General features: G+C 55.5%; 24 protein-coding genes. 16 read left to right on the plus strand and 8 right to left on the minus strand.

Annotated features, from left to right (window positions below; translation table 11 throughout):
• Positions 1–271: 271 nt before the first annotated feature.
• Positions 272–2,728, minus strand: a complete 2,457-nt coding sequence (gene fadE, locus SERAS12_RS04480) for an acyl-CoA dehydrogenase FadE (protein WP_013811631.1) — start codon at positions 2,726–2,728, stop codon at positions 272–274.
• Between the two features lie 245 nt (positions 2,729–2,973).
• Here fadE and lpcA point away from each other — a divergent pair, with 245 nt between their 5' ends.
• Together lpcA and SERAS12_RS04490 are read left to right on the plus strand one after the other, a co-directional pair.
• Positions 2,974–3,555 (plus strand): D-sedoheptulose 7-phosphate isomerase, encoded by a 582-nt coding sequence (gene lpcA / locus SERAS12_RS04485; protein ID WP_004949058.1) that lies wholly within the window; start codon positions 2,974–2,976, stop codon positions 3,553–3,555.
• 97 nt (positions 3,556–3,652) lie between these two features.
• A complete protein-coding gene (locus SERAS12_RS04490) occupies positions 3,653–4,456 on the plus strand; it encodes a class II glutamine amidotransferase (protein ID WP_004949060.1) in 804 nt (267 codons plus the stop codon).
• On the opposite strand, the gene dpaA is transcribed toward SERAS12_RS04490, so the two are convergent.
• Positions 4,391–5,158 (minus strand): peptidoglycan meso-diaminopimelic acid protein amidase, encoded by a 768-nt coding sequence (dpaA, locus tag SERAS12_RS04495; RefSeq protein WP_013811632.1) that lies wholly within the window; start codon positions 5,156–5,158, stop codon positions 4,391–4,393. The two genes, SERAS12_RS04490 and dpaA, sit on opposite strands and share 66 nt — an antisense overlap.
• A 594-nt stretch (positions 5,159–5,752) precedes the next feature.
• On the opposite strand from dpaA, the gene SERAS12_RS04500 reads away from it, so the two are divergent.
• Genes SERAS12_RS04500 through nqrM form a run of 8 tightly spaced genes read left to right on the plus strand, consistent with a single transcriptional unit; the run spans position 5,753 to position 12,862 of the window.
• Complete coding sequence (locus SERAS12_RS04500; RefSeq protein ID WP_013811633.1) at positions 5,753–7,102, plus strand: Na(+)-translocating NADH-quinone reductase subunit A; 1,350 nt, start codon at positions 5,753–5,755, stop codon at positions 7,100–7,102.
• A gap of 3 nt (positions 7,103–7,105) precedes the next feature.
• Positions 7,106–8,347: an NADH:ubiquinone reductase (Na(+)-transporting) subunit B gene (locus SERAS12_RS04505; protein WP_013811634.1), complete on the plus strand. Its 1,242-nt coding sequence runs from the start codon at positions 7,106–7,108 to the stop codon at positions 8,345–8,347.
• Positions 8,337–9,131, plus strand: coding sequence for a Na(+)-translocating NADH-quinone reductase subunit C (locus SERAS12_RS04510; RefSeq protein ID WP_013811635.1), 795 nt, complete (start codon positions 8,337–8,339; stop codon positions 9,129–9,131). The genes SERAS12_RS04505 and SERAS12_RS04510 overlap by 11 nt, the downstream gene beginning before the upstream one ends.
• On the plus strand, positions 9,124–9,753 hold the full coding sequence (locus SERAS12_RS04515) for an NADH:ubiquinone reductase (Na(+)-transporting) subunit D (protein WP_004949071.1): 630 nt from the start codon (positions 9,124–9,126) through the stop codon (positions 9,751–9,753). The genes SERAS12_RS04510 and SERAS12_RS04515 overlap by 8 nt, the downstream gene beginning before the upstream one ends.
• Positions 9,754–9,759: 6 nt before the next feature.
• Positions 9,760–10,356 carry an NADH:ubiquinone reductase (Na(+)-transporting) subunit E gene (gene nqrE / locus SERAS12_RS04520; protein ID WP_013811636.1) on the plus strand — a complete coding sequence of 199 codons (597 nt, stop codon included), beginning with the start codon at positions 9,760–9,762 and terminating at the stop codon, positions 10,354–10,356.
• Between the two features lie 15 nt (positions 10,357–10,371).
• Positions 10,372–11,595 (plus strand): NADH:ubiquinone reductase (Na(+)-transporting) subunit F, encoded by a 1,224-nt coding sequence (gene nqrF / locus SERAS12_RS04525; RefSeq protein WP_006321304.1) that lies wholly within the window; start codon positions 10,372–10,374, stop codon positions 11,593–11,595.
• Positions 11,596–12,627 (plus strand): FAD:protein FMN transferase, encoded by a 1,032-nt coding sequence (locus tag SERAS12_RS04530; protein ID WP_013811637.1) that lies wholly within the window; start codon positions 11,596–11,598, stop codon positions 12,625–12,627. It begins immediately after the preceding gene.
• Between the two features lie 7 nt (positions 12,628–12,634).
• Positions 12,635–12,862, plus strand: a complete 228-nt coding sequence (gene nqrM / locus SERAS12_RS04535) for a (Na+)-NQR maturation NqrM (RefSeq protein ID WP_013811638.1) — start codon at positions 12,635–12,637, stop codon at positions 12,860–12,862.
• A gap of 37 nt (positions 12,863–12,899) precedes the next feature.
• Here the strand turns inward: nqrM and SERAS12_RS04540 are convergent, their stop codons facing one another.
• Positions 12,900–13,796 (minus strand): glycerophosphodiester phosphodiesterase family protein, encoded by an 897-nt coding sequence (locus SERAS12_RS04540; protein WP_013811639.1) that lies wholly within the window; start codon positions 13,794–13,796, stop codon positions 12,900–12,902.
• 240 nt (positions 13,797–14,036) lie between these two features.
• Here SERAS12_RS04540 and dinB point away from each other — a divergent pair, with 240 nt between their 5' ends.
• Positions 14,037–15,098: a DNA polymerase IV gene (gene dinB, locus SERAS12_RS04545; protein ID WP_013811640.1), complete on the plus strand. Its 1,062-nt coding sequence runs from the start codon at positions 14,037–14,039 to the stop codon at positions 15,096–15,098.
• A gap of 43 nt (positions 15,099–15,141) precedes the next feature.
• On the opposite strand, the gene pepD is transcribed toward dinB, so the two are convergent.
• Complete coding sequence (gene pepD, locus SERAS12_RS04550; RefSeq protein ID WP_013811641.1) at positions 15,142–16,602, minus strand: beta-Ala-His dipeptidase; 1,461 nt, start codon at positions 16,600–16,602, stop codon at positions 15,142–15,144.
• A 324-nt stretch (positions 16,603–16,926) separates the two neighbouring features.
• Here pepD and gpt point away from each other — a divergent pair, with 324 nt between their 5' ends.
• The 5 genes from gpt to proA all read left to right on the plus strand — a co-directional run bounded on the left by gpt (position 16,927) and on the right by proA (position 21,717).
• A complete protein-coding gene (gpt, locus tag SERAS12_RS04555; protein WP_004949082.1) occupies positions 16,927–17,385 on the plus strand; it encodes a xanthine phosphoribosyltransferase in 459 nt (152 codons plus the stop codon).
• A gap of 141 nt (positions 17,386–17,526) precedes the next feature.
• The gene (gene frsA, locus SERAS12_RS04560; RefSeq protein WP_013811642.1) at positions 17,527–18,774 is read left to right on the plus strand and encodes an esterase FrsA; all 1,248 of its coding nucleotides are present in this window, start codon (positions 17,527–17,529) and stop codon (positions 18,772–18,774) included.
• A 60-nt stretch (positions 18,775–18,834) separates the two neighbouring features.
• On the plus strand, positions 18,835–19,236 hold the full coding sequence (gene crl / locus SERAS12_RS04565; protein WP_004949084.1) for a sigma factor-binding protein Crl: 402 nt from the start codon (positions 18,835–18,837) through the stop codon (positions 19,234–19,236).
• A gap of 114 nt (positions 19,237–19,350) precedes the next feature.
• Positions 19,351–20,454: a glutamate 5-kinase gene (gene proB / locus SERAS12_RS04570; protein ID WP_013811643.1), complete on the plus strand. Its 1,104-nt coding sequence runs from the start codon at positions 19,351–19,353 to the stop codon at positions 20,452–20,454.
• Positions 20,455–20,463: 9 nt separating this feature from the next.
• Positions 20,464–21,717: a glutamate-5-semialdehyde dehydrogenase gene (gene proA, locus SERAS12_RS04575; RefSeq protein WP_013811644.1), complete on the plus strand. Its 1,254-nt coding sequence runs from the start codon at positions 20,464–20,466 to the stop codon at positions 21,715–21,717.
• 188 nt (positions 21,718–21,905) lie between these two features.
• Here proA and SERAS12_RS04580 read toward each other — a convergent pair whose 3' ends face one another.
• The 4 genes from SERAS12_RS04580 to cybB all read right to left on the minus strand — a co-directional run bounded on the left by SERAS12_RS04580 (position 21,906) and on the right by cybB (position 25,308).
• A complete protein-coding gene (locus SERAS12_RS04580) occupies positions 21,906–23,180 on the minus strand; it encodes an anti-phage deoxyguanosine triphosphatase (RefSeq protein WP_013811645.1) in 1,275 nt (424 codons plus the stop codon).
• A gap of 169 nt (positions 23,181–23,349) precedes the next feature.
• Positions 23,350–23,589, minus strand: coding sequence for a helix-turn-helix domain-containing protein (locus SERAS12_RS04585; RefSeq protein WP_013811646.1), 240 nt, complete (start codon positions 23,587–23,589; stop codon positions 23,350–23,352).
• 280 nt (positions 23,590–23,869) lie between these two features.
• On the minus strand, positions 23,870–24,409 hold the full coding sequence (locus tag SERAS12_RS04590; protein WP_013811647.1) for a hypothetical protein: 540 nt from the start codon (positions 24,407–24,409) through the stop codon (positions 23,870–23,872).
• Between the two features lie 374 nt (positions 24,410–24,783).
• Positions 24,784–25,308, minus strand: a complete 525-nt coding sequence (gene cybB, locus SERAS12_RS04595) for a cytochrome b561 (protein ID WP_013811648.1) — start codon at positions 25,306–25,308, stop codon at positions 24,784–24,786.
• Positions 25,309–25,352 lie beyond the last annotated feature (44 nt).

Raw genomic sequence — 25,352 nt, forward strand, 5'->3', positions numbered from 1 at the left:
TGCCTTCCGGCGGGTAAGAGGCTAACCTGATGTTGTTTGGACATTCAGAGTGGCCTCGGGTTGATAATATCGACTCGGGGCCTTTCTCTTTCTATCCGTTGCTTATGCTCCGGAAAGAAAGATCCAGAGCACCCGCTACGCAGTCTATCCGATTATTCCCGAAGTTAAATTAGTCGTTCTGGCAAGGCTGCGAGCTGCTGCGCATTTTGCTGCGGCACAAAAAGAAAAAGGGGCGATAATCATCGCCCCTGGGTGAATGGGAGTAACGCTGTTACGCCGCTTCGGTGTGCTGCTGGCGTTTAGACGGCGCTACCGGCTTTTCCGGCTTGTTGGCCGCCAGCGCATCCGGCTCGAAGTCATCTACGTTGATGGAACGCAGGCGGCTCTCTTCGGCTTTCACCAGGATCTTCGCTTCATCGGCGCTGATCTTGCCTTCTTCCAGCGCACGCTGTGCCAGGCGATCCAAACGGGTAAACGGCAGATTTTTGCCGCTTTCCTTGCACAGGCGCAGGTGAATCGGCTCGGCGGCAATGACGTCAGTCAGTGCGGCTTCCAACAGGCCAACCGGGTTATGCTCGCTTGGCGTCAGGTACTGGCCACGGCCCAAACGGCTGCGGGTTGCGGACGGCTGCTGGATAATCTTGGCCAACTGGTGGTCCAGACGATCAGAAGGTGCGGTATGCACACGGCCGAACGGGAAGATCACGAAGCGCATCACGCCGGCGATAAAAGGGTTCGGGAAGTTGCGCAGCAGATCGTCCAACGCTTGCTCTGCCTGATGCAGACTGTCCTGCACCCCCCAGTGTACCAGCGGTAAATCCTCTTTCTGACGGCCTTCATCTTCAAAACGTTTCAGCGTCGCGGAAGCCAGGTACATCTGGCTGAGAATATCCCCCAGACGGGCGGAAATCCGCTCGCGGCGTTTCAGGCTCCCGCCCAGCACGCCCATGGAGACGTCCGACAGCAGCGCCAGGTTCGCGCTCAGGCGGTTCAACTGTTGGTAGTAACGGCGTGTCGCATCTTTGGTCGGCGTGCTGCTGGTGCGGCCATTGGTCAGGCCCAGCCAGAAGCTGCGTACCTTGCTGCTGCCCACGTGGCCCAGATGGCCGAACAGCGATTTATCGAAGGCGTTCAGATCATTGCTTTGCGCAGCCGCCATTTCGTCCAGTACGTAGGGATGGCAGCGGATGGCGCCCTGGCCGAAGATCATCATGGTGCGGGTCAGGATATTGGCGCCTTCAACCGTGATGGCGATCGGTGCGCCCTGGTAGGCCCGGGCCAGGAAGTTGGATTTGCCCAGCATGATGCCTTTACCGCCGGCGATATCCATTGCATCAATGATTGCCTGCTGGCCTCTGTGGGTACAGTGGTATTTCACGATGGCTGACAGCACCGCCGGCTTCTCGCCCAGCATCAGGCCGCTGGTGATAAGCGTAGCCGCCGCATCCATCACATAGGTGTTACCGGCGATACGCGCTAACGGCTCTTCGATACCTTCCATCTTGCCGATAGAGATCTTGAACTGACGGCGGATATGGGCGTAAGCGCCAATGGCCAGCGCCATAGACTTCACGCTGCCGGTCGAGTTGGAAGGCAGGGTGATGCCGCGGCCGACCGACAGACACTCAACCAGCATGCGCCAGCCCTGGCCGGCCATTTTTGGCCCGCCGATGATGTAATCGATAGGGACGAACACGTCGTTGCCGCGGGTTGGGCCGTTCTGGAACGGCACGTTCAGCGGGAAGTGGCGATTGCCGATTTCAACGCCTGGGGTGCTGGTCGGGATCAGCGCGCAGGTGATGCCCGGTGATTCGTTGGTGCTCAACAGGTGATTCGGATCATACAGTTTGAACGCCAGACCCAGCACGGTTGCGACCGGCGCCAGCGTAATATAGCGTTTGTTCCAGGTCAGGCGCATGCCCAATACCTGTTCGCCTTGCCACTCGCCCATGCAGACGGTGCCGACATCCGGAATAGCGCCGGCGTCTGAACCCGCTTCCGGGCTGGTCAGGGCGAAACAAGGGATCTCGTCGCCGCGCGCCAGGCCTGGCAGGTAGTGGTTTTTCTGCTCGTCGGTGCCGTAGTGTTGCAGCAGCTCGCCAGGGCCGAGGGAGTTTGGCACGCCGACGGTGATTGCCAGAATACCGGAAACACCGGACAGTTTTTGCAGCACGCGCGCCTGGGCATAAGGAGAGAAATCCAGGCCGCCGTATTCTTTCTTGATGATCATCGCAAAGAAGCGGTGTTCTTTCAGATAGGCCCACAGTTCCGGCGGCAAGTCGGCCAGTTCATGGGTGATCTGGAAGTCATTCGCCATGCGGCAAGCTTCTTCCACCGGGCCGTCGATAAACGCCTGTTCTTCGGCGGTCAACTGCGGTTTCGGGTAGTTATGCAGCTTGTTCCAGTCCGGTTGGCCGCGGAACAGATCACCTTCCCACCAGGTGGTGCCGGCTTCGATCGCTTCTTTCTCGGTGGTGGACATCGGCGGCATTACCTTGCGGAACGCGCGCAGCGCCGGAGCGGACAGCATCGAACGGCGCAGGGAAGTCACGTTCAGCGGCAGAAGGACGATCGCCAGCGGCAGCAGCATCCAGAAGGTCCACAGGCCGATAACGCCCATGGCGGCGGTGTATGCCAGCAGAATAAGGCTACTGAGGGTGAGATTCACTCGGTGATAAAACACCACACCAATGAGTGCCAGTAAAACAACAATACTAAGAACCATCATAAGAAGCTCCGAAGTAGTAAGAGGTCTGACCTGTTGTATGTATGTAATAGGTTTTAGTACAACCCCATATTTTTATCAATGCATTTACAGTTTAATTACAACTTAAGTCACAAACTGAGCGCATCAATAATCAAAAACCTCACTCGTACCTCAACCGGCGCGCTGTTTGGCTCACAGTGCTTCTCGGTTTTTCCCCGATCCGGTACACTGCGAAGCGGAAGATTGACGATAACAAGAGGTTCCTCATGTACCACGACCTTATTCGCAGTGAACTGAACGAAGCGGCCGATACCCTGGCGAAATTTATCAATGACGATGCCAATATCGACGCCATTCAACGCGCGGCAGTGCTGCTGGCCGATTCCTTTAAAGCCGGTGGGAAAGTGATTTCCTGTGGCAATGGCGGTTCTCACTGTGACGCCATGCACTTTGCCGAAGAGCTGACCGGTCGCTACCGCGAAAACCGTCCGGGCTATCCGGCGATTGCCATTTCCGATGTCAGCCACCTGTCTTGCGTCAGCAACGATTTCGGTTACGAATACGTGTTCTCACGTTACGTGGAAGCGGTAGGCCGCGAAGGCGACGTATTGCTGGGCATTTCCACTTCGGGCAATTCGGGCAACATCATTAAAGCTATTGAAGCGGCGCGCGCCAAAGGGATGAAAGTGATCACCCTGACGGGTAAAGACGGCGGCAAAATGGCCGGCTCCGCCGATGTGGAAATCCGCGTACCGCACTTCGGCTACGCAGACCGTATTCAGGAAATCCATATCAAAGCGATTCACATCTTGATTCAGCTGATTGAAAAAGAGATGGTTAAAGCGTAATGGCTTCAGGGGGCATGCCGCCCCCGCGACATTTTGTAGGGGCGCCGCATGCTGCGCCCGCATAGACAGTGCCAGTGTGGGTAAGGAGTGGCAAGCGATGTGTGAACTGCTCGGGATGAGCGCGAACGTACCGACCGATATCTGCTTTAGCTTTACCGGGCTGGTTCAGCGCGGTGGCCGTACCGGGCCACATAAAGATGGTTGGGGCATTACCTTCTATGAAGGGAACGGCTGTCGTACGTTTAAGGATCCCCAACCGAGTTTCGATTCGCCGATCGCCCGCCTGGTGCAGGAGTACCCGATCAAATCCTGCGCGGTGGTATCGCATATCCGCCAGGCCAACCGCGGCGAAGTGGCGCTGGAAAATACCCACCCGTTTACCCGCGAACTGTGGGGCCGCAACTGGACCTACGCGCACAATGGTCAGTTGAAAGGCTATCGCCAGTTGGAAACCGGCACCTTCCGTCCGGTGGGCCAGACTGACAGCGAATATGCGTTCTGCTGGCTGCTGCATCAGCTTTCCCTGAAATATCCGCGCACCCCGAGCCGTTGGCCGCCGGTATTCCGCTATATCGCTTTGCTGGCGGATCAACTGCGCAAGAAAGGGGTATTCAATATGTTGCTGTCGGACGGGCGTTTTGTGATGGCCTACTGCTCCACCAACTTGTATTGGATCACCCGCCGCGCGCCGTTTGGCAAAGCCACGTTGCTCGATCAGGATGTGGAGATTGATTTTCAGCAGCAGACCACACCTGACGATGTGGTCACCGTGATTGCTACCCAACCGCTGACGGCGAATGAAACCTGGCACAAGATTGCGCCAGGCGAGTTCGCATTATTTCACTTCGGTGAGCGGCTTGGTTTGAGCGAAGGGGTTGGTGCTGGCAGCGGGAGCCGTTGACGCGTACTGCGTCATCTGGCTGCTGCTCATGACCGGCTGACCCAGCACGTACTGGCCATTGGAGACGCTGACCACCGGCGGCTGGTGATTCTTGACGAAGTAGTCATAGCCCGGTTTCAACTGGTTCCAGAAGGCGATATCGCTGGATGTGCGGTGACGCTTCAGGTTCTGATCGGTCATGCGGAACGGATAGATGCTGATATCGATCCGGTTCTGACCATAAGCGAATGCGGCTTCAACGTAACGGTAGATCTCATCCATATAGGTGTTGGTCATCGCGTAACAACCAATCGATTTACATTCACCGTGGATCATCAGATAAGCGCCGGAATAACCCTGCGACTTGTCGTAATCGTTCGGGAAGCCGATATTTATTGCGCGATAATATTTACTGTCGGGTTTCAGATGGCGCGAATCGACGCTATAAAAACCTTCCGGACTTTTAAAGTCGCCTTCACGGCGTTTCGGGCCGAGTCCGCCGGAAAAATTACAGATGCGGAAGGAGTTCACCAGACGGAATTCGTTGCCCATTTTGGCATACAATTCCAGCGTGCGTTCTTCTTTGAAGATCTGAATATAGACCGGTGAACCTACTAATTGCTGTTTAACTACCGGTGCCTCGGGAACCTGCTCGCTGGCGCTGCAGGCCGTGATCATCGGCATAGAAAAAAGCATCGCAAACAACAGCGCGATTTTGCTCATTATTATTCCTGCTTATATTTATCTGCTGGCTCAATGAACTCGGCCGGCATGCCACTGATTATTGTTTTACTGCGTTAAAACCCCGTCAGATTACCAGTGTGTTTTTTTTTAGCAATATGCGATGTGTATAAAAAAACTACAAACTTCGATAAAAGTGAATCGACAGGCAGTTTTTAACGATTGGTGATGCAAAACAGCAGAAATTTAATTGCATTTGCTTGACTCAGGTCACTGCTCAACGCAGAACAAAGTGGTGAAAAATGTTAATATTCCGGCTCCAATTAACCTGTTGTTGCAGTTGCATAAGAAGGCCTTGAGCTTATCTCCCTAGCGATAATATGGGCTCTGCGGCAACAAAATATTAACAGCGTTTTTGTCGAGAAAGCTTTTTTATCGTGCCAAACGAGGCAGGCGGGAGTTAATCAAGGGAATGTGCGTAACCCCATTTTATCGGCGCGAAAAAATTCATGTTGAGCGTGATGCCGTTGCGCTTAACCCGGAGGCTGCCGTTGCAGTCTCATCATCCAGGCATCGTCAGCACCAGCCTCTGGGGCCGGTAAGACGTGTAAACCTAGTCAACATCGTATAAATCCTATGATTAAAATCAGAAAAGGGTTAGATCTGCCCATTGCCGGAGCCCCGGTTCAGGCGATTCAGGACGGCCCACCAGTTCAGCATGTTGCCCTGCTTGGGGAAGAATACGTCGGCATGCGCCCTTCCATGTTAGTGCAGGAAGGCGATACCGTTAAGAAAGGCCAGGCGCTGTTCGAAGATAAAAAGAACCCCGGGGTTTTCTTCACGGCTCCCGCCAGCGGGCGCATTGCGGCAATCAACCGCGGTGAGCGCCGCGTGTTGCAGTCCGTGGTGATTGCGATAGAAAACGACGGTGACGAGCAACTTGAGTTCGCCCATTATCCGGTCGCCGAACTGGCGGAGCTGCCGCGAGAACAGGTTGAAGGCGAACTGATCGCCAGCGGCCTGTGGACCGCGCTGCGCACCCGTCCCTTCAGTAAAACGCCGCGTCCCGGCACCACCCCTCGCGCCATCTTCGTGACCGCCATGGACAGCCAACCGTTGGCCGCCGATCCACAAGTAGTCATTGCCGGGCAACGGGAGGCCTTTAACGCCGGGCTGGCGGTGCTGGCGCGCCTGACCGACGGCAAGCTGCACGTTTGCCACGCCGCAGGTGCGAATCTGGGCAAACAGCCTGGCGCGCAGATAACCTACAACGAATTCGCCGGCCCGCATCCCGCCGGGCTGGTGGGCACCCACATTCACTTTCTCGAACCGGTCAGTTTGAAAAAAACCGTCTGGCATATCGGCTATCAGGACGTCATCGCCATCGGCACGCTGTTCACCACCGGCCGTCTCGACACCCGTCGGGTGGTGGCGCTGGCCGGGCCGCAGGTAGAGCAGCCGGTGTTGCTGCGCACCCGGTTGGGCGCCAGCATTGAGCAACTGACCGCCGGTCGCCTTAAAAGCGGCGAGAACCGGGTGATTTCCGGCTCGGTACTGAGCGGCACCCATGTTGCCGGCCCGAATGCCTATCTCGGCCGTTTTCACTCGCAGGTTTGCGTGCTGCAGGAAGGGCGTGATAAACAGCTGTTCGGCTGGATCGCGCCTTCACCGGACAAATTCTCCATTACCCGCACCACGCTGGGCCACTTCCTGAAAAACAAGCTGTTCGCCTTCTCGACCACCACCCACGGCGGCGAGCGTGCAATGGTTCCGATCGGCAACTACGAACGGGTGATGCCGCTGGACATTCTGCCGACTCTGCTGCTGCGCGATCTGCTGGCGGGCGATACCGACAGCGCGCAGGCGCTGGGTTGTCTGGAGCTGGATGAGGAAGATCTGGCGCTGTGCACTTTCGTTTGTCCGGGCAAGTATGAATATGCGCCGGTGCTGCGCGACGTGCTGACCAAGATTGAGCAGGAAGGATAACCGATGGGCCTGAAGAACTTTTTTGACAAGATAGAGCATCACTTCACGCCGGGCGGCAAGCTGGAAAAGTGGTACCCGCTGTTCGAAGCGACCACCACGGTGTTTTACACCCCCGGTTTGGTGACGCGCGGGGCTTCGCATGTACGCGACGCCATCGATTTGAAACGCATGATGATCCTGGTGTGGCTGGCGGTATTCCCGGCGATGTTCTGGGGCATGTACAACGTCGGCCAGCAGGCCATCCCGGCGCTGCACCAGCTCTATAGCGGCGATCAACTGCAGCAGGTGCTGGCGGGCGACTGGCACTACCGACTGGCGCAATGGCTGGGGGCGTCGCTGGCGGCGGATGCCGGCTGGATCAGCAAAATGGTACTGGGCGCCTGCTACTTTATGCCGATCTACGCCGTAGTGTTTCTCGTCGGCGGTTTCTGGGAAGTGCTGTTCGCGGTCATCCGCAAGCATGAGATTAACGAAGGTTTCTTCGTCACCTCTATTTTGTTTGCGCTGATTGTGCCGCCAACGCTGCCGCTGTGGCAGGCGGCGCTGGGCATCAGCTTCGGCGTGGTGGTGGCGAAAGAGATTTTCGGCGGCACCGGGCGCAATTTCCTCAACCCGGCGCTGGCGGGGCGCGCTTTCCTGTTCTTCGCCTATCCGGCGCAGATCTCCGGTGACCTGGTGTGGACCGCCGCCGACGGCTTCTCCGGCGCGACGCCCTTGGCGCAATGGAGCGTGGGCGGGGCGCACAGCCTGAGCAACCTAGCTACCGGCCAGTCGATCAGTTGGATGGACGCCTTCCTTGGCAACATCCCAGGTTCGGTCGGTGAGGTTTCCACGCTGATGATCCTGATCGGCGGTGCGATTATCCTGTTTGGCCGCGTGGCTTCCTGGCGCATTGTCGCCGGCGTGATGCTCGGCATGATGGCTACCGCCTTCCTGTTCAACAGCATCGGCTCCGCCACCAATCCGCTGTTCGCCATGCCGTGGTACTGGCATCTGGTGTTGGGCGGCTTTGCCTTCGGCATGATCTTTATGGCCACCGACCCGGTTTCCGCCGCCTTTACCAACAAGGGAAAGTGGTGGTACGGCATCCTGATTGGCGTGATGTGCGTGTTGATCCGGGTGGTCAACCCGGCCTACCCGGAAGGCATGATGCTGGCGATCCTGTTCGCCAACCTGTTCGCGCCGCTGTTCGATTATCTGGTGGTGCAGGCCAACATCAAGCGGAGAAAAGCCCGTGGCGAATGAATCTAAAAACGACACTATCGGTAAAACGCTGCTGGTGGTACTGCTGCTGTGTCTGGTGTGTTCGGTAGTGGTGGCGGGTTCCGCCGTCGGCCTGAAGTCCAAACAGCAAGAGCAAAAGCTGCTCGACAAGCAGCGCAATATCCTCGACGTGGCCGGGCTGTTGCAGCCGAAGATGGAAGGCGAGCAGGTCAAGGCGCTGTTCACCCAGCGCATCGAACCGCGCCTGCTGGATTTGAACAGCGGCGAGTTTGTGGCGGGCAATGCGGCGGCGTTCGATCTGGCCGCTGCGCTGCGTGACGATGCCAAAAGCGTCGCCTTGTCGGCGGGCGAAGATCCGGCCGGCATCAAACGCCGCAGCAACCGGGCGGAGATCTATTTGGTGCGTGATAACGGCGGGGCGGTGAATCAAATCGTGCTGCCGGTCTACGGCACCGGCCTGTGGTCGATGATGTACGCTTTTGTGGCGCTGGACAGCGACGGCAACAGGGTGAAAGGCATCACTTATTACGATCAGGGGGAAACCCCGGGCCTGGGCGGAGAAGTTGAGAATGCCGGTTGGCGCCAACAGTGGATCGGCAAAAAGCTGTTTGATAACGACGGCAAGCCGGCGATCCGCGTGGTGAAAGGCGGGGCGCGTCAGGGGGATGAGCACGGGGTGGACGGTTTGTCCGGCGCCACGCTGACCTCCAACGGCGTACAGCACACTTTTGATTTCTGGTTGGGTGAGCAAGGTTTTGGCCCATTCCTGAAAAAAGTTCGTGAAGGAGCGCTGAAAAATGGCTGATTCCAAAGAGATTAAGCGGGTTCTGCTCGGGCCGCTGTTTGACAACAACCCGATAGCCTTGCAGGTCCTCGGGGTATGTTCCGCGCTGGCGGTGACCACCAAGCTGGAAACGGCGGTGGTGATGACCATCGCGGTGACCCTGGTCACGGCGTTCTCCAGCTTCTTTATTTCCCTGATCCGTCACCATATTCCGAACAGCGTGCGCATCATCGTGCAGATGGCGATTATCGCCTCGCTGGTGATTGTGGTCGATCAGCTGCTGCGCGCCTATGCGTTCGAGATTTCCAAGCAGCTGTCGGTGTTTGTCGGCCTGATCATCACCAACTGTATCGTGATGGGGCGCGCCGAAGCCTATGCCATGAAGTCGCCGCCGATTGAAAGCTTTATGGACGGTATCGGCAACGGGTTGGGTTATGGGGTGATCCTGGTGCTGGTCGGTTTCCTGCGCGAGCTGATTGGCTCGGGCAAGCTGTTTGGCATTCCGGTGCTGGATACGGTGCAAAACGGCGGCTGGTATCAGCCGAACGGCCTGTTCCTGCTGGCGCCGAGCGCGTTCTTTATCATCGGCCTGCTGATTTGGGTGCTGCGCACCCTGAAGCCCGCACAGATCGAAAAGGAGTAACGCCCGATGGAACATTATATCAGCCTGTTTGTGCGCGCGGTGTTCGTTGAGAACATGGCGTTGGCGTTCTTCCTGGGGATGTGTACCTTCCTGGCGGTGTCGAAGAAGGTGTCGACCGCCTTCGGTCTGGGCATCGCCGTGACCATCGTGCTCGGCATCTCGGTGCCGGCGAACAATTTGGTCTACAACCTGGTGCTGCGCGATGGCGCGTTGATGGACGGCGTCGATCTGAGCTTCCTCAACTTCATTACCTTTATCGGTGTGATCGCAGCGCTGGTGCAGATTCTGGAGATGATCCTCGATCGCTTCTTCCCGTCGTTGTACAACGCACTCGGCATTTTCCTGCCGTTGATCACCGTGAACTGCGCCATTTTCGGCGGTGTGTCCTTTATGGTGCAACGCGACTACAACTTCGCAGAATCGGTGGTGTACGGCTTCGGCTCCGGCACCGGCTGGATGCTGGCGATTGTCGCGATGGCGGGGATCCGCGAAAAACTCAAGTATGCCAACGTCCCCGCAGGGCTGCGCGGTCTGGGCATTACCTTTATCACCACCGGGCTGATGGCGTTGGGCTTTATGTCCTTCTCCGGTGTTCAGTTGTAAAGGCGGGAAGAATCTATGGAAATTATTTTAGGCGTCGCGATGTTTACCGGCATCGTTATGGTGCTGGTACTGCTGATCCTGTTCGCCAAATCAAAGCTGGTGAACACCGGTGACATTGCGGTGGAAGTTAACGGCGATCAGGGCAAGAGTTTTAATGCGCCGGCGGGCGACAAGCTGCTGAACATGCTCTCCAGCCAGGGGATCTTCGTGTCCTCTGCCTGCGGCGGTGGCGGCTCCTGCGGCCAGTGCCGGGTGGTGATTAAAGAGGGCGGCGGCGATATCCTGCCGACCGAACTTTCGCACATCAACAAGCGCGAAGCGAAAGAAGGCTGCCGCCTGGCCTGCCAGGTGAACGTGAAGCAGAATCTGAAAATCGAGCTGCCGGAAGAAATTTTCGGCGTGAAGAAGTGGGAGTGTGAGGTTATCTCCAATGATAACAAAGCCACCTTTATCAAAGAGCTGAAGCTGAAAATTCCCGATGGCGAAGACGTGCCGTTTCGCGCCGGCGGGTTTATCCAGATCGAAGCGCCGGCCCATGACATCAGCTATGCCGATTTTGACGTGCCGGAGGAGTACCGCGGCGACTGGGACAAGTTCAATCTGTTCCGCTACCGCTCGGCGGTGAATGACACCACGGTGCGCGCTTACTCAATGGCGAACTACCCGGATGAAAAGGGCATCATCATGCTCAACGTGCGTATCGCCACGCCGCCACCGCGTGCGCCGGACGTGCCGCCGGGCATTATGTCCTCCTATATCTGGTCGCTGAAGGCCGGTGACAAGGTGACCATCTCCGGGCCATTCGGCGAGTTCTTCGCCAAAGACACCGATGCCGAAATGATCTTTATCGGCGGTGGTGCCGGTATGGCGCCAATGCGCTCGCATATCTTCGATCAGCTCAATCGCTTGAACTCGAAGCGTAAAATCACCTTCTGGTACGGCGCGCGTTCGTTGCGTGAAATGTTCTATGAGGATGATTTCAATCGGCTGCAGGCGGAGAATGAAAACTTTACCTGGCACGTGGCGCTGTCCGATCCCCAGCCTGAGGATAACTGGACCGGCTACACCGGCTTTATCCATAATGTTCTGCTGGAGAACTATCTGAAGCACCACCCGGCGCCGGAAGACTGCGAGTTTTATATGTGCGGCCCGCCGATGATGAACGCTGCGGTGATCAAGATGCTGAAAGATCTGGGTGTCGAAGATGAAAATATCATGCTGGATGACTTTGGTGGCTAAATGCGCATAGGGGCAATGAAGGGCTGGATGACGGCGGTGGCGCTGGGCGCCACGTTGTTATTGACCGGTTGCGGGCCGGAGCAAGTGAATCTCGATGGCAAAACCATGGGGACGTCTTATTCGATCCGTTATGTCACCGGTGACGACACGCCGTCGGCGGCCAGAATACAGGCGGAGATCGACAAACGCCTGGAGTTGGTGAACGATCAAATGTCCACCTACCGGCCGGGCTCGGAACTGAGCCGCTTCAACGCCAGCCGCGAGGTGGGCAAGCCCTTCCCGGTATCGGCCGCGACGACCGAGGTGGTGCTGGAGGCGCTGCGCATCAACCGCGTGACCGACGGCGCGCTGGACGTGACCGTCGGGCCGCTGGTCAATCTGTGGGGCTTTGGCCCGGAAGGGCGACCGGACAAGGTACCGAGCGCTGCCGCACTGGAACAACGCCGCGCCTGGACCGGCATCGACAAACTGTCGGTGCAGGGCAACGCGCTGGTGAAACACATTCCGGAACTGTATGTCGATCTCTCGTCCATCGCCAAAGGTTACGGCGTGGATGTGATTGCCCAGTATCTGCAATCGCAGCAGGTCAAGAACTACATGGTGGATATTGGCGGTGAGGTGCGTACCCGCGGCCACAATGGTGAGAAAAAACCGTGGCGTATCGCCATTGAACGGCCGACGGCCGGCGTGGAGCAAAAAGCGCAGTTGGTGATCCAACCGGGCGAGATGTCAATCGCCACCTCGGGGGATTATCGCAACTACTTCGAACAGGGCGGCGTGCGTTATTCGCACACCATAGATCCGGTTACCGGCAAGCCGATCCACCATCATCTGGTTTCGGTCACCGTACTGAGCCCGACCTGCATGGCCGCCGACGGCCTGTCCACCGGGCTGAACGTGCTGGGGCCGGAGCGAGGTATGGCGTTGGCCAACCTGATGGGGATCCCGGTGTTCATGATTGTGAAAACCGCCAACGGATTTGAAGAGCGCCACTCTGAGGCGTTTAAACCCTATCTGAAAAAGATCTTATGAGGCCGCTATGTTGACGGTATTTATCGCCACCTTCGTGCTGTTTCTGCTGGTGATCGGCGGCATGTCGCTGGGCTATGTGTTCAAGCGCAAAAGCCTGCAGGGCAGTTGCGGCGGCATCACTTCGCTGGGGATGGAAAAGGTCTGCGACTGCCCGGAGCCCTGTGATGCGCGTAAGAAGCGCGAAGCCAAAGCGGCGCTGCGGCGGCGGCAGTTGGAAAAACACCGGATCATCTGACTACGAGGGGCGCAGGTGGCGCCCCTTTCTCTACCGGCTATTTGGCCTTGCGAAAGTTTTTCGCGTCGGCCGGTGAGTTGACCATCACCCCGTCGGCCCCCAGCGCCAGTGCTTGCTGGTATTCCGCCGGTGAATTGACGCCGAACAAAATGATGTGCGCCGGGCCTTGCGAACGGAAGCAATCGATCGACTCTTTATCCCAGGTCAGAAACGCTTTCGAGCGCCCTTCGCCCAGAGTGTATTTTTCCACCACGTCCACTTCACGTTTCAGCTCCAGCCCGTACCAGCGCGGTTGCTGATTATCCGCTTTCAATTCGCACTGGTGCGCCATGGCGACATTGGCCAGCAGGGTGCGGGTTTCGTCGCGGCTTTCAAAGCGTTTGATCTGTGGCGGCAGCGCTTGCAAGTATTTGGCATCGGTAGAATACACGCGGGTGCGGTTCAGGCTGTCGGCCTTCTCCAGCGTCGCCAGCAGCGCTTTGCCAAATTGCGTCGGATCGGCATCCGGCGACTTGATATCCAGATAGAAGGTCACCTTGGGGAAAGCCTCCAGGATCTCGTCCAGACGCGGGATACCTATGCCTTTACCGCGAAACGGATACGTTTCACCTTTTGCGAATGACCAGCCGGCATCCACTTTGGCCAATTGATCGGCAGTATGGGCGGAGACCGGCCCCTGCTCGTTGGTCAATGCTTTGAGATCGGAAGGGCGGTACAGCACGATCGCGCCGTCTTTGGATTGTTGTAGCGTAATCCAAATGGCGTCGGCGCCATTTTTCAGTGCGGTTTCAATGGCGATGCGGGTGTTTTCCGGCGCGTCTGCGGTGCCGCCGCGGTGGGCGATAATGGCTGGAGCATGGCCGACAGTGGCGCCCGCCGCCAGCGAAACCAGCGACAGCGTGGAGGCCAACAGCAAATGAGAAAACCTGATCATGCGAGATACCTTATTATGCTATATCCGTCGTCTTTCAAGCGGCAGCCTTGTGAGCGGCGACATGAAATCCATAGGGTATAAGAATGAAAGAGCGTGAGTCAGCGGAGATCATACTATTGAAAAATTAAGCTTTTTTAACAACGCGGAAATATCTGACGCAAACGCCGTTTTCTCCATGCCCACCGAGTCTTGAGCTTTCGATTATTGGCTGTATACTTATACAGTGTTATTGGAGGCGCGATGCGTAAAATCATTCATGTCGATATGGACTGCTTCTTCGCGGCGGTAGAAATGCGCGACGATCCCAGCCTGCGCGATATTCCGTTGGCGATCGGCGGCAGTGCCGACCGGCGCGGGGTGATCAGCACCGCCAACTACCCCGCACGCCGCTATGGCGTGCACAGCGCCATGTCGACGGCGATGGCGTTTAAACTGTGCCCACACCTCAAACTGTTGCCAGGCCGTATGGCGGCGTACAAGGAAGCCTCGCTGCACATTCGCGAAATCTTCGCCCGCTACACCTCGCTGATTGAACCGCTGTCGCTGGACGAAGCCTATCTGGATGTGACCGACTGCACCCAGTGCAACGGTTCGGCGACGCTGATCGCCCAGGAAATCCGCCAGGCGATTGCCGAAGAGCTTAACCTCACGGCCTCTGCGGGTATCGCGCCGATCAAGTTCCTCGCCAAAATTGCCTCAGAGCTGAACAAACCGAACGGGCAATACGTCATCACGCCGGCGCAGGTGCCGGCTTTTTTACGGCAACTGCCGCTGAGCAAAATCCCCGGCGTGGGCAAAGTGACCGCCAAACGGTTGGAAGACGTGGGGCTAATCACCTGCGCCGACGTGCAGCAGTACGATCTGGCGCTGTTGCTCAAGCGCTTCGGCAAGTTTGGCCGGGTGCTGTGGGAGCGCTGCCAGGGAATAGACCTGCGCGAAGTCTCGCCGGAAAGGCTGCGTAAATCGGTGGGGGTGGAACGCACGCTGGCGGAGGATATTCATGATTGGGAAGACTGCGAGGCGTTGATCGTCGACAAGCTCTATCCCGAGCTGGAAATGCGGCTGCGCAAGGTGAAACCGGATCTGCATATCGCGCGGCAGGGCGTGAAGCTGAAGTTTCAGGATTTTCAACAAACCACTCAGGAACACGTCTGGCCGGTGCTGAATAAAGACGATTTGCTCAACGTGGCGCGGCAGGCGTGGCGTGAGCGGCGGGAAGGCCGTGGCGTACGGCTGGTGGGCTTGCACGTAACGCTGCTGGATCCGCAGCTTGAGCGGCAACTATTGCTGCCGTGGGAGTAAAAAGGCTGGCGAGAGGCCAGCCTTTTAGCGTTAAACGCGGCGATTAGGCGCGTTCTGGGATCGCTTTCAACAGCGCGGTCAGCAGCTTCCAGTACAGGCCGACGCTTTCGATATGTACCTGCTCATCTGGCGAGTGTGGCCCGGTGATGGTTGGCCCAATCGACACCATATCCATGTTCGGGTACGGCTTTTTGAACAGGCCGCATTCCAGACCGGCGTGGATCACCATGATGTTCGGCGTCTTGTTGAACAGATCCTGATAGATCTCGCGCACCAGATGCATGACCGGTGAGTCTGCGTCCGGCTGCCAGCCTGGGTAACCGCCCTTCGGCGCCACTTTGGCGTTCGCCAGTTGGCCCAGCGCGGTCAGCATCTCGACCACGTAATCTTTGCCGCTGTCGATCAGCGAGCGGATCAGGCAGACGATTTCCGCTTCGTTCTCGCTGGTGGTGACCACGCCAACGTTCAGTGAGGTTTCCACCACGCCTTTTACCGCGTCGCTCATGCGGATCACGCCATTTGGCGTTGCGTTCAGCAGGGCCAGGAAACGTTGCTGGCTGTCGGCGGTCAACGCCTGAGAGGCGCTGGTAACCGGCTCCAGCAGCACGGTGATGTTCTTCTCTTTGGCGGAAAGCTCGTTTTGCAGCGTGCTCAGGAAGGCCTGGCTCAGCGCTTTCAGCGCGTCGGCTTTTGCCCCAGGCACGGCAACCACCGCAGAGGCTTCACGCGGGATAGCGTTGCGCAGGGTACCGCCGTTCAGATCCAGCACGCGCAGGTTCAGTTCTGCGGCATGAGCGAACAGGAAGCGCGTCAGCAGCTTGTTGGCATTGCCCAGGCCCACGTGGATCTCGGCGCCGGAGTGGCCGCCTTTCAGGCCCTTGAGCGTCAGTTTCAGCGTCTGATAGCCGGCCGGTACCGCTTCGCGCTGCAACGGCAGGGTAGTGATAAAATCAATACCGCCGGCGCAACCCATGTAGATCTCGCCTTCTTCTTCGGAGTCGGTGTTGATCAGGATATCCGCCTGCAGCCAGTTAGGCTGTAGACCGAATGCGCCGTCCATGCCGGCTTCTTCGGTCATGGTCAGCAGCACTTCCAGCGGGCCGTGTTCGACGCTGTCGTCAGCCAGCACCGCCAGCGCGGAAGCCATGCCGATGCCGTTGTCGGCGCCCAGCGTGGTGCCACGCGCCTTGATCCACTCGCCGTCGATATACGGCTGAATCGGATCCTTGGCGAAGTCGTGCACGGTGTCGTTATTTTTCTGTGGCACCATATCCAGGTGCGCTTGCAGGGCAACCGGTTTACGGTTTTCCATGCCTTTGGTGGCCGGCTTGCGCAGCAGGATATTGCCCACCTGATCGCGTTCGGCATGCAGGTTCTTCTCTTTGGCCCATGCGAGGATGTGCTGTGCCAGCGCTTCTTCATGATAAGAAGGATGCGGAATAGAGCAGATTTTGGCAAAAATATCCCACAGCGGCTGTGGTGAAAGTTGAGACAATTCAGACACTATAGGTCTCCTGTGACAGCATTCTCAGCATGGCGTGAATGCCGCTCGGTTAGGGTGGATTGGCATCGGTGCGTTTTTGGCACGATCTCCAGAGAATATCACTTTATTCAGGGGCGCGCGCGTACCCTATTGCACTGTTTAAGAGAGGGAATACACATATTTGACGTGTGATTGCTTGTTTACGCAGGATCAATCACCAGACGAAATACTTATGATTTCCACAGTACAACTGGTATTCGGCTCAACCAGTCTCTATAATCTCGCGCAACCTTTTTTCCCCTGATCACGAGTAAGCCACACCATTGCTGGCTGGGATACCATTTTATGAGCGAAAAATACGTTGTTACCTGGGACATGCTGCAAATGCAAGCGCGCAAACTGGCTCACCGCCTGCTGCCTGCTGACCAATGGACGGGCATTATTGCCGTAAGCCGCGGCGGCCTGGTGCCGGCGGCCTTACTGGCGCGCGAATTGGGCATCCGCCACGTGGATACCGTCTGCATTTCCAGCTATGACCATGACAACCAACGCGAAATGAAGGTACTCAAGCGCGCCGAAGGCGACGGTGAAGGCTTTATCGTGGTTGACGATCTGGTGGATACCGGCGGCACCGCGAAAGCGATCCGCGACATGTACCCGAAAGCGCATTTCGTCACTATTTTCGCCAAGCCGGCAGGCCGCCCGCTGGTGGACGACTATGTGGTCGATATCCCACAGGATACCTGGATCGAGCAGCCGTGGGACATGGCGGTGACCTTCGTGCCACCGATCGGCGGCCGTTAATCTCCGCTCGCTCCAGTAAAACGCCCGGTTCTGCCGGGCGTTTTCGTTATTTTGGTTTATCGCCCCAGAGTTAGGTACACTACCTCCAGTTAAGTAGGCTGTTTGCGGCCTACGGCCAGATTTACGGAGGCTGTTGTTACCATGGCACAAGCCAACCTTTCTGAAATCCTGTTCAAACCCTCATTTAAACACCCCGAGACCTCGACGCTGGTGCTGCGTGCGCGCAACAAAACCGGCGCCGATCTGCACTCCACGCTGGAAGGCAACACCGTCAGCAATTGGTATCGTATGCTCAACCCGCTGCTGTGGGCCTGGCGCGGCGTTGATCCGATCGAAATCAACGAAGTGCTGGCGCGTATTGCGGTCGCCGACGTGGAACATACCAACGACAAACTGCTCGATACCGTGATCGGTTACCGTAATGGCAACTGGATCTACGAGTGGGTGCGTCAGGGCATGCTCTGGCAGCAGCGGGCACTGGAACAGCAAGATCCGTTGATCGGCGGCCAGTACTGGCTCAATGCCGTCAACTTTTACAGCATCGCCGGCTACCCGCACTTGAAAGGTGACGAACTGGCCGAACAGGCCGAGACGCTCGCCACCCGCGCCTACGAAGAGGCTGCGCTGTTGTTGCCTTATCAGCTCAAAGAGCTGGAGTTCCGCATTGACGGGGGAAGCAGCATTACCGGCTTCCTGCACCTGCCGGAGAAGGGCGAGGCGCCGTTCCCGACGGTGCTGATGTGCGGCAGCCTGGATACCCTGCAGACCGACTACCACCGCCTGTTCCGCGAGTACCTGGCGCCGCACGGCATCGCCATGCTGACCATCGACATGCCTTCCATCGGTTCTTCTTATAAGTGGAAGCTGACGCAGGATTCCAGCTTCCTGCATCAACAGGTGCTTGCCCAACTGCCTTCGGTGCCCTGGATCGACCATCAGCGCGTTACCGCATTTGGCTTCCGCTTCGGCGCCAACGTGGCGGTGCGCCTGGCTTATCTGGAGCCGCAGCGGTTGCGTGGCGTGGCCTGCCTGGGGTCGGTGGTCCACAGCCTGTTATGCGACGCCGGCCGCCAGCGAGACGTGCCGGACATGTATATGGACGTGCTCGCCAGCCGGATGGGGATGGCCAATGCCTCGGATAACGTGCTGAGGGTGGAGCTGAACAGCTACTCGCTGAAAACCCAGGGTTTGCTGGGCCGCCGCTGCCCGACGCCGATGTTGGCAGGCTATTGGGATCGGGATCCGCTCAGCCCGAAAGAGGAGGCGCAACTGATCGCTTCGTCCTCGATGGACGGCAAGTTAATTGCTATTCCACGTGCACCGGTGTATAGCAGTTTCCACAAGGCCTTGCTGCAAATGGCCCACTGGATGAAAGATAAAATGCGTTAATTTGTTGCTAAATTTTAACAATTTGTTAAAAAGAGTGGTCTACATTGAGGAGGTTAAAGAATGACGTTACCTAGTGGTCACCCTAAAAGCCGACTAATGAAACGTTTTGCCAGCTTGGGGCCGTACCTGCGTGAAGGGCAGTGCGAGAACGACCGTTTTTTCTTTGATTGTTTAGCCGTTTGCGTCAATGTCAAACCCGCGCCAGAGAAGCGTGAGTTCTGGGGGTGGTGGATCGAGCTGCATGCTGAAGAGGCGCGTTTCACTTATGCTTATCAGTTCGGTCTGTTTGATAAGGACGGGCGCTGGACGCCGGAAAAGATTAAAGATACTGAAGTAAAAACCAAGTTGGAAACCACCCTGCGTGATTTCCATCGTCGCTTGGGTGAATTGTTGGCGACGATGGAGCTGGCGCTGGAACCGGCCGATGATTTCAAAGAAAAACCGATTAAACTCTCCGCCTGACCCCGTTTGACTACAGTATTGTGCTGATTTCGCGTTGTGCCTGTTGGCATAACGCGTCTCTCCTGTTACAAAGTCCTTTGCATTATCCTTCTCATCTTACACGGCAGAAACACTATGAACGGCAGCCAGACATTGGTTGTGAAATTGGGCACCAGCGTGTTGACCGGCGGATCGCTGCGTCTTAACCGTGCCCATATTGTCGAACTGGTACGCCAGTGCGCACAACAGCATGCAGCGGGTCACCGCATCGTTATTGTCACCTCTGGCGCGATTGCCGCCGGGCGCGAACATTTGGGCTACCCCGAACTCCCCGCCACCATCGCCTCCAAGCAGCTGCTTGCGGCGGTCGGCCAGAGCCGGTTGATCCAACTGTGGGAACAGCTGTTCTCCATTTATGGCATCCACGTCGGGCAGATGCTGCTGACGCGCGCCGATCTGGAAGACCGCGAACGCTTCCTCAACGCGCGTGACACCATGACCGCGCTGCTGGACAACCGTATCGTGCCGGTAATCAATGAGAATGACGCGGTAGCGACCGCAGAAATCAAGGTGGGCGACAACGACAACCTGTCGGCGCTGGCGGCGATCCTGGCCGGGGCCGACAAACTGCTGCTGCTGACCGATCAACAAGGCCTGTATACCGCCGACCCGCGCAACAACCCGCAGGCGGAACTGATCCGCGAAGTGCATGGCATTGACGACGCGCTGCGCGCCATCGCCGGCGACAGCGTTTCCGGGTTGGGCACAGGCGGCATGGGCACCAAATTGCAGGCGGCCGACGTGGCCTGCCGCGCCGGTATCGACGTGATCATCGCCGCAGGCAGCAAGCCGGGCGTGGTGGGCGACGTGATTGAAGGCAAACCGGTGGGCACCCGTTTCCACGCGCTGGAAACCCCGCTGGAAAACCGCAAACGCTGGATCTTCGGCGCACCGCCGGCCGGTGAAATCACCGTGGACGACGGCGCGGTCGAGGCCATTATGGCGCGCGGCAGCTCGTTGCTGCCGAAGGGCGTTCGCGAAGTGAAGGGCGATTTCTCTCGTGGCGAAGTGATCCGCATCCGCAACCTGGCGGGGCGCGATTTGGCGCACGGCGTCAGCCGCTATAACAGCGACGCGATGCGCATGATTGCCGGCCACCACTCGCAGGAAATCAGCGAAATTCTCGGTTACGAATACGGCCCGGTGGTAGTGCACCGCGACGACATGATTGTGAGCTAAGGAGTGAGCATGCTAGAGCAAATGGGGAAGGCCGCCAAACAGGCCTCCTGGCAACTGGCGGTGCTGAGCACGGCGAAGAAAAACCAGGTGTTGTCGGTGATGGCCGACATGCTGGAAGCCAACAGCGAAGTGATTTTGCAGGCCAATGAACAAGACATGGCGCAGGCGCGCGCTACCGGGATGACCGAAGCGTTGCTCGATCGCCTGTTGTTGACCCCGGCGCGGCTGGCGGCCATTGCCAACGATGTGCGTCAGGTATGCCGCCTGAACGATCCGGTCGGCCACGTATTGGACGGCAGCCTGCTGGACAGCGGGCTGAAGCTGGAACGCCGCCGCGTGCCGCTCGGTGTGATCGGCGTGATTTATGAAGCGCGGCCGAACGTCACCATCGACGTCGCCAGCCTGTGCCTGAAGACCGGCAACGCGGTGATCCTGCGTGGCGGTAAAGAAACCCACAACACCAACCTGGCGACGGTGAAGGTGATCCAGCAGGCGCTGGAACAGTGCGGCCTGCCGGCTGCGGCGGTGCAGGCGATTGACAGCCCCGATCGCGCGCTGGTGAATGAGCTGCTGCGCCTGGATCGCTACGTAGACATGCTGATCCCACGCGGCGGTGCCGGTTTGCACAAACTGTGCCGCGAGCAGTCGACCATTCCGGTGATCACCGGTGGTATCGGCGTTTGCCATACCTACGTTGACGACAGCGTTGATTTCGACAAGGCGCTGACGGTCATCGAGAGTGCCAAAATCCAGCGCCCAAGCGCCTGTAACTCGCTCGAGACGTTGCTGGTGAACCGCAACATCGCCGAACAGTTCCTGCCGGCGCTGAGCGCCAAGATGGCGGCGGCGGGCGTGACGCTGCATGCGGCGCAGAACGCCATGCCGCTGCTGCAAAACGGCCCGGCGACGGTGGTGGACGTGGCGGAAGGGGATTACGACGATGAATGGCTGTCGTTGGATCTGAACGTGCTGGTGGTGGACGACATCGATCAAGCCATCGACCATATCCGCGCCCACGGTACCAACCATTCCGATGCGATCCTCACCCGTTCGCTGAGCAGCGCCGAGCACTTCGTGCGTGCGGTGGATTCCTCGGCGGTGTACGTTAACGCCAGCACCCGCTTCACCGACGGCGGCCAGTTCGGCCTGGGTGCAGAAGTGGCGGTCAGCACCCAGAAGCTGCATGCACGCGGCCCGATGGGGCTGGACGCACTGACCACCTACAAGTGGATCGGCTACGGCGACGATTTGGTGCGCAGTTAAGTCAGGTTTCGCGTTTTAAATTTAAGGGCGCAGTTCATTGAACTGCGCCCTTTTTGTCTCTAGAAAATGAGGGGTATTTATTTGTAGGCTATTGATGTGGAAAGTAGTAATAGCTGTGGGTTATGTTTAGTCAGCGTGCCAAAGTTTATTATTCTAATCACCACATGTTGAAATAACTATGATTTTGACTATAACTTAGTAAATATTGAGCCAGAATTTGTTGTAAATAACCTGTCGTATAGTGATGATGCATAATTGTCAGTCATTCCTGAAATGAAATCACAAACAAATCTCTCAGGTGGAGTGGATTTATTTTTCTCTATTCTTGAAATGTATTTTTCCGGTAGTAATTCTTCGCGATTTTCATTTATTGTTGAGAAAAGATCTGATATTATTTTTCCGCCTTTATATTCTAGTGTTTTTATTTCGTGTTTTTTTATTACCATGGTATATGTTAAATCTTTAAGTTCTTGTATCTCATTTTTTATTTCATCATCTGCGAATGCCTGCAGATCAATGAGATTTTCTTGAAATAAATTCTGGTTTTTTATACTTATATTATCTATAAATCTATGGACAAGTTTACTGATTACTTGTTTTCTTTTTGAATGAGAGTCTCCAAATAAATGATCGACATCACTAATGTAATCATTTGAAAAGCTCTGTTTCTCTAGCCATGAACAATACGCATCTTTTGTGATTATTTTTAATGCAATCGCATCCTCTAGATCATGTATAGCATATGCAATATCATCGGATAACTCCATTATACTACAATCAAAAGATTTGAATTTTGTCTTTAAATGAGTTGTAGAACTGTCATTTTTTTTAATGGCTGGGTTATATACTTCAGTAAATAATTCTTTATCTTTTGTTTTTAATGGATTTAAAATCCAATCCAATGTTTTAGCTTCAGTATCCATAATACATTTTGGTGGTTTTTTTGAGCTGTTTTCATTTTTTGCTTTTAGCCTGTTGTAAGTGTTTGGATATTTAAGTAGACCAAGTAAGGTTCGGCGGCATAAATTAAGTCCATTCTTCTCTGAAGCTTCTCCAAGTAAAGAGCAAATTCTTAGCGTTTGACCATTACCTTCGAATCCACCGAATAATTTCATTTTTTGATATAGAGCAGCTTCCCCTTTATGGCCAAAAGGAGGGTGGCCAATATCATGCGCTAAGCCAAGTGCTTCAATCAAGTTGGCTTCAGGTATATAACTCAATATTTTTTTTTGATTAGCAAACTTCTTATTCAGGTTTGCAACTATTCCACTTCCTATTTGAGCAACTTCGAGAGAGTGAGTTAGTCGCGTCCGATAGAAATCACTCTCGCCTACTCCCAAGACTTGTGTTTTACCTTGTAAACGTCTAAATGATGCTGAGTGAATGATTCTTGCTCTATCGCGGGCCCACTCATTCCATTGCGACAAAGGGGACTCTTTGCGTGTACGCCAACTTTCTTTCATGTTTTTCTTCCAGATTATGTTCTATTTGATTTTTATTTATATATTAAGGTGAGTTAATTCGCAAATGCTATAAGAAAAAATGTGTTTTGTTAACAACAACCAAATATACTAATTCTTATCATGTATTTATCGAACACATTTAGGTGTAAGCGAATGTTAGCATTTTATATTATCTATTAATAGTTCCAATCCGTTTCATAACTGCCCCTGCATCCACCCCAAGCAGCCGTGCCATCACAGCAAACTCAACCACATCCAGCTTGCGCTCGCCGTTTTCAACCTTGGCGATAAACGACTGCGGGCGGCCCAGCGCCTCGGCCAGTTTGGCCTGAGTGATGCCTTTTTCTATACGAGCATCCCGAAGTATTTTTATAACTAATTGATACTCGGTTGGATAAACTGAAGTCATGGCGTTTTCCGCGAGTGATATCCCAAAATCGAATATCTGCCATTATCCCAAAATGGGATAGTAGGCGCATCAGATAACAAGCTGATAGCCGAAGCTTTGAATTTGCCCCTGCGGAGATATGGCCTTCAAGATACTCTGAACCTGTATATAAGCATGAGTAGGGCGGTCATTCTGCATCAGAATTCGGCACTGTTTAACACGGATGAAAACAGCAGATATAAATATGGGGGAGGGCAGTTAACTACCCGCACCCCCATTATTATCTAATGAATAGTCGCGGTTATTGCTTAACAACAAGGTGGCTGCGCTGTTCTTTGCTCATTGCCTTGTTAGAGCTGGAAATTACGCAGTTATATTTTTCATCTTTATTAATGATCATAAAGGTACTGACCGGGTTTTTATAGTCTTTGTCGATAGTGAAATAAACATAATCCTGCGGCAAAGAACTCGGTTTGAATGCGCCGAACGCATAAACACCCGCCATGCCCAACGGGGACAAATCAACCGTAAGTTCTAGCGGTTGCAGGGTATTCGGGGAGGGCAGCATGGATTTTGCGGACATCATTAACGAAGCGGTATCGATGGTGTATTCGCTGGTCACTTTCATCCCGACATACTTGGATTCAGGTTTCGAAAGCTGTTTCATACAGGCGGCATCGTGCTGGGGCGCGGGGCTGCCATTTTCTTGCACGGCGTGCACATGTTCCAACGTCACCTGTGCTTTGCCGGTCATAGGTTTTACGCTGTCTTCCGCTTGCGCCATACCGGCAAAAGCGAGGGCCGCAACTGTGGGTAGAATAACGCCAGTCATTATTTTCATTACTTTTCTCCAGACTTTTATGAGTGGGAAAATAATATTAATTTTCCCGTGTGTGTAGTCGATGAAATTTAATTAATGAAATCATGGGCAGCACTAAATCGCCTTGTATGAACACATGGCATGGCATCGTTGCCCAGAAAAATAACTGGCGTTTTTAAGATGAGGACATAAATTTTAAATAAACTGACGTGTGATTATCGTTATTAACTTTCGGGCGTATGAACTGTATGGATAACCTTAGTCAATATCCGGGATAGATACAACACAATGGGTGAAATTTTTATTTTATCGAAGTCATAGTGGGCTTAATAAGCCAATGTATTATTTCCATTGGCTTATATATACAGGCTTATTATTATCTTGTTGCCCCTGGGTTAACGCTTTTTAAACAGCGGCAGCATTCTCACCAAGGTATTGTCCTTAAAGGCATAATGATGGATCAGCGCCGCAGCGGCGTGCAAACCAATCAGCCAATAACCGAAAGCGGCCAGCGTCTTGTGCCAGCCGATAATCGTCCGCGCCTGCGGCCGGTCGGCAATCTCGGCAAACGGCATCGGCAGGCCGAATAAAAACCACTCTTTGCCGCCCAGATAGCGGGAATAGACGCCCAGAACCGGCAGCGTCAGCAGCAGCAGGTAAATCAGGGTATGCACCAGATGCGCCGCGCCGGTTTGCCATTTTGGCGGTTTCGGGCTGATGGCGGGGGAGGCGTGACGCGAGCGCAGGATCAGACGAGCGATCATCAAGACGAAAACCGTCACCCCGCAGCTGAAGTGGGTGACCACCAGCAGATACCACATCGGCGTGCCCGGTTCGGCAATGCCTCTCAACTCAATTGTGGCGCAGGTGATGACCAACAGGATAGCGACCAGCCAGTGCAGACGGATCTGCATCGGCATAAATGTTTTCTGCACTGGGTTTGCCTTGCTAAGGTGAGATTCGA

Source organism: Serratia sp. AS12 (assembly GCF_000214195.1).
GTDB classification, from domain to species: domain Bacteria; phylum Pseudomonadota; class Gammaproteobacteria; order Enterobacterales; family Enterobacteriaceae; genus Serratia; species Serratia plymuthica.

Excerpts from the sequence above, each read along its gene's own strand:
- fadE (WP_013811631.1), bottom strand. The coding sequence starts at position 2,728 with ATGATGGTTCTTAGTATTGTTGTTTTACTGGCACTCATTGGTGTGGTG.
- lpcA (WP_004949058.1), top strand. The coding sequence starts at position 2,974 with ATGTACCACGACCTTATTCGCAGTGAACTGAACGAAGCGGCCGATACC.
- SERAS12_RS04490 (WP_004949060.1), top strand. The coding sequence starts at position 3,653 with ATGTGTGAACTGCTCGGGATGAGCGCGAACGTACCGACCGATATCTGC.
- dpaA (WP_013811632.1), bottom strand. The coding sequence starts at position 5,158 with ATGAGCAAAATCGCGCTGTTGTTTGCGATGCTTTTTTCTATGCCGATG.
- SERAS12_RS04500 (WP_013811633.1), top strand. The coding sequence starts at position 5,753 with ATGATTAAAATCAGAAAAGGGTTAGATCTGCCCATTGCCGGAGCCCCG.
- SERAS12_RS04505 (WP_013811634.1), top strand. The coding sequence starts at position 7,106 with ATGGGCCTGAAGAACTTTTTTGACAAGATAGAGCATCACTTCACGCCG.
- SERAS12_RS04515 (WP_004949071.1), top strand. The coding sequence starts at position 9,124 with ATGGCTGATTCCAAAGAGATTAAGCGGGTTCTGCTCGGGCCGCTGTTT.
- nqrE (WP_013811636.1), top strand. The coding sequence starts at position 9,760 with ATGGAACATTATATCAGCCTGTTTGTGCGCGCGGTGTTCGTTGAGAAC.
- nqrF (WP_006321304.1), top strand. The coding sequence starts at position 10,372 with ATGGAAATTATTTTAGGCGTCGCGATGTTTACCGGCATCGTTATGGTG.
- SERAS12_RS04530 (WP_013811637.1), top strand. The coding sequence starts at position 11,596 with ATGCGCATAGGGGCAATGAAGGGCTGGATGACGGCGGTGGCGCTGGGC.
- nqrM (WP_013811638.1), top strand. The coding sequence starts at position 12,635 with ATGTTGACGGTATTTATCGCCACCTTCGTGCTGTTTCTGCTGGTGATC.
- SERAS12_RS04540 (WP_013811639.1), bottom strand. The coding sequence starts at position 13,796 with ATGATCAGGTTTTCTCATTTGCTGTTGGCCTCCACGCTGTCGCTGGTT.
- dinB (WP_013811640.1), top strand. The coding sequence starts at position 14,037 with ATGCGTAAAATCATTCATGTCGATATGGACTGCTTCTTCGCGGCGGTA.
- gpt (WP_004949082.1), top strand. The coding sequence starts at position 16,927 with ATGAGCGAAAAATACGTTGTTACCTGGGACATGCTGCAAATGCAAGCG.
- frsA (WP_013811642.1), top strand. The coding sequence starts at position 17,527 with ATGGCACAAGCCAACCTTTCTGAAATCCTGTTCAAACCCTCATTTAAA.
- crl (WP_004949084.1), top strand. The coding sequence starts at position 18,835 with ATGACGTTACCTAGTGGTCACCCTAAAAGCCGACTAATGAAACGTTTT.
- proB (WP_013811643.1), top strand. The coding sequence starts at position 19,351 with ATGAACGGCAGCCAGACATTGGTTGTGAAATTGGGCACCAGCGTGTTG.
- proA (WP_013811644.1), top strand. The coding sequence starts at position 20,464 with ATGCTAGAGCAAATGGGGAAGGCCGCCAAACAGGCCTCCTGGCAACTG.
- SERAS12_RS04580 (WP_013811645.1), bottom strand. The coding sequence starts at position 23,180 with ATGAAAGAAAGTTGGCGTACACGCAAAGAGTCCCCTTTGTCGCAATGG.
- SERAS12_RS04585 (WP_013811646.1), bottom strand. The coding sequence starts at position 23,589 with ATGACTTCAGTTTATCCAACCGAGTATCAATTAGTTATAAAAATACTT.
- SERAS12_RS04590 (WP_013811647.1), bottom strand. The coding sequence starts at position 24,409 with ATGAAAATAATGACTGGCGTTATTCTACCCACAGTTGCGGCCCTCGCT.
- cybB (WP_013811648.1), bottom strand. The coding sequence starts at position 25,308 with ATGCCGATGCAGATCCGTCTGCACTGGCTGGTCGCTATCCTGTTGGTC.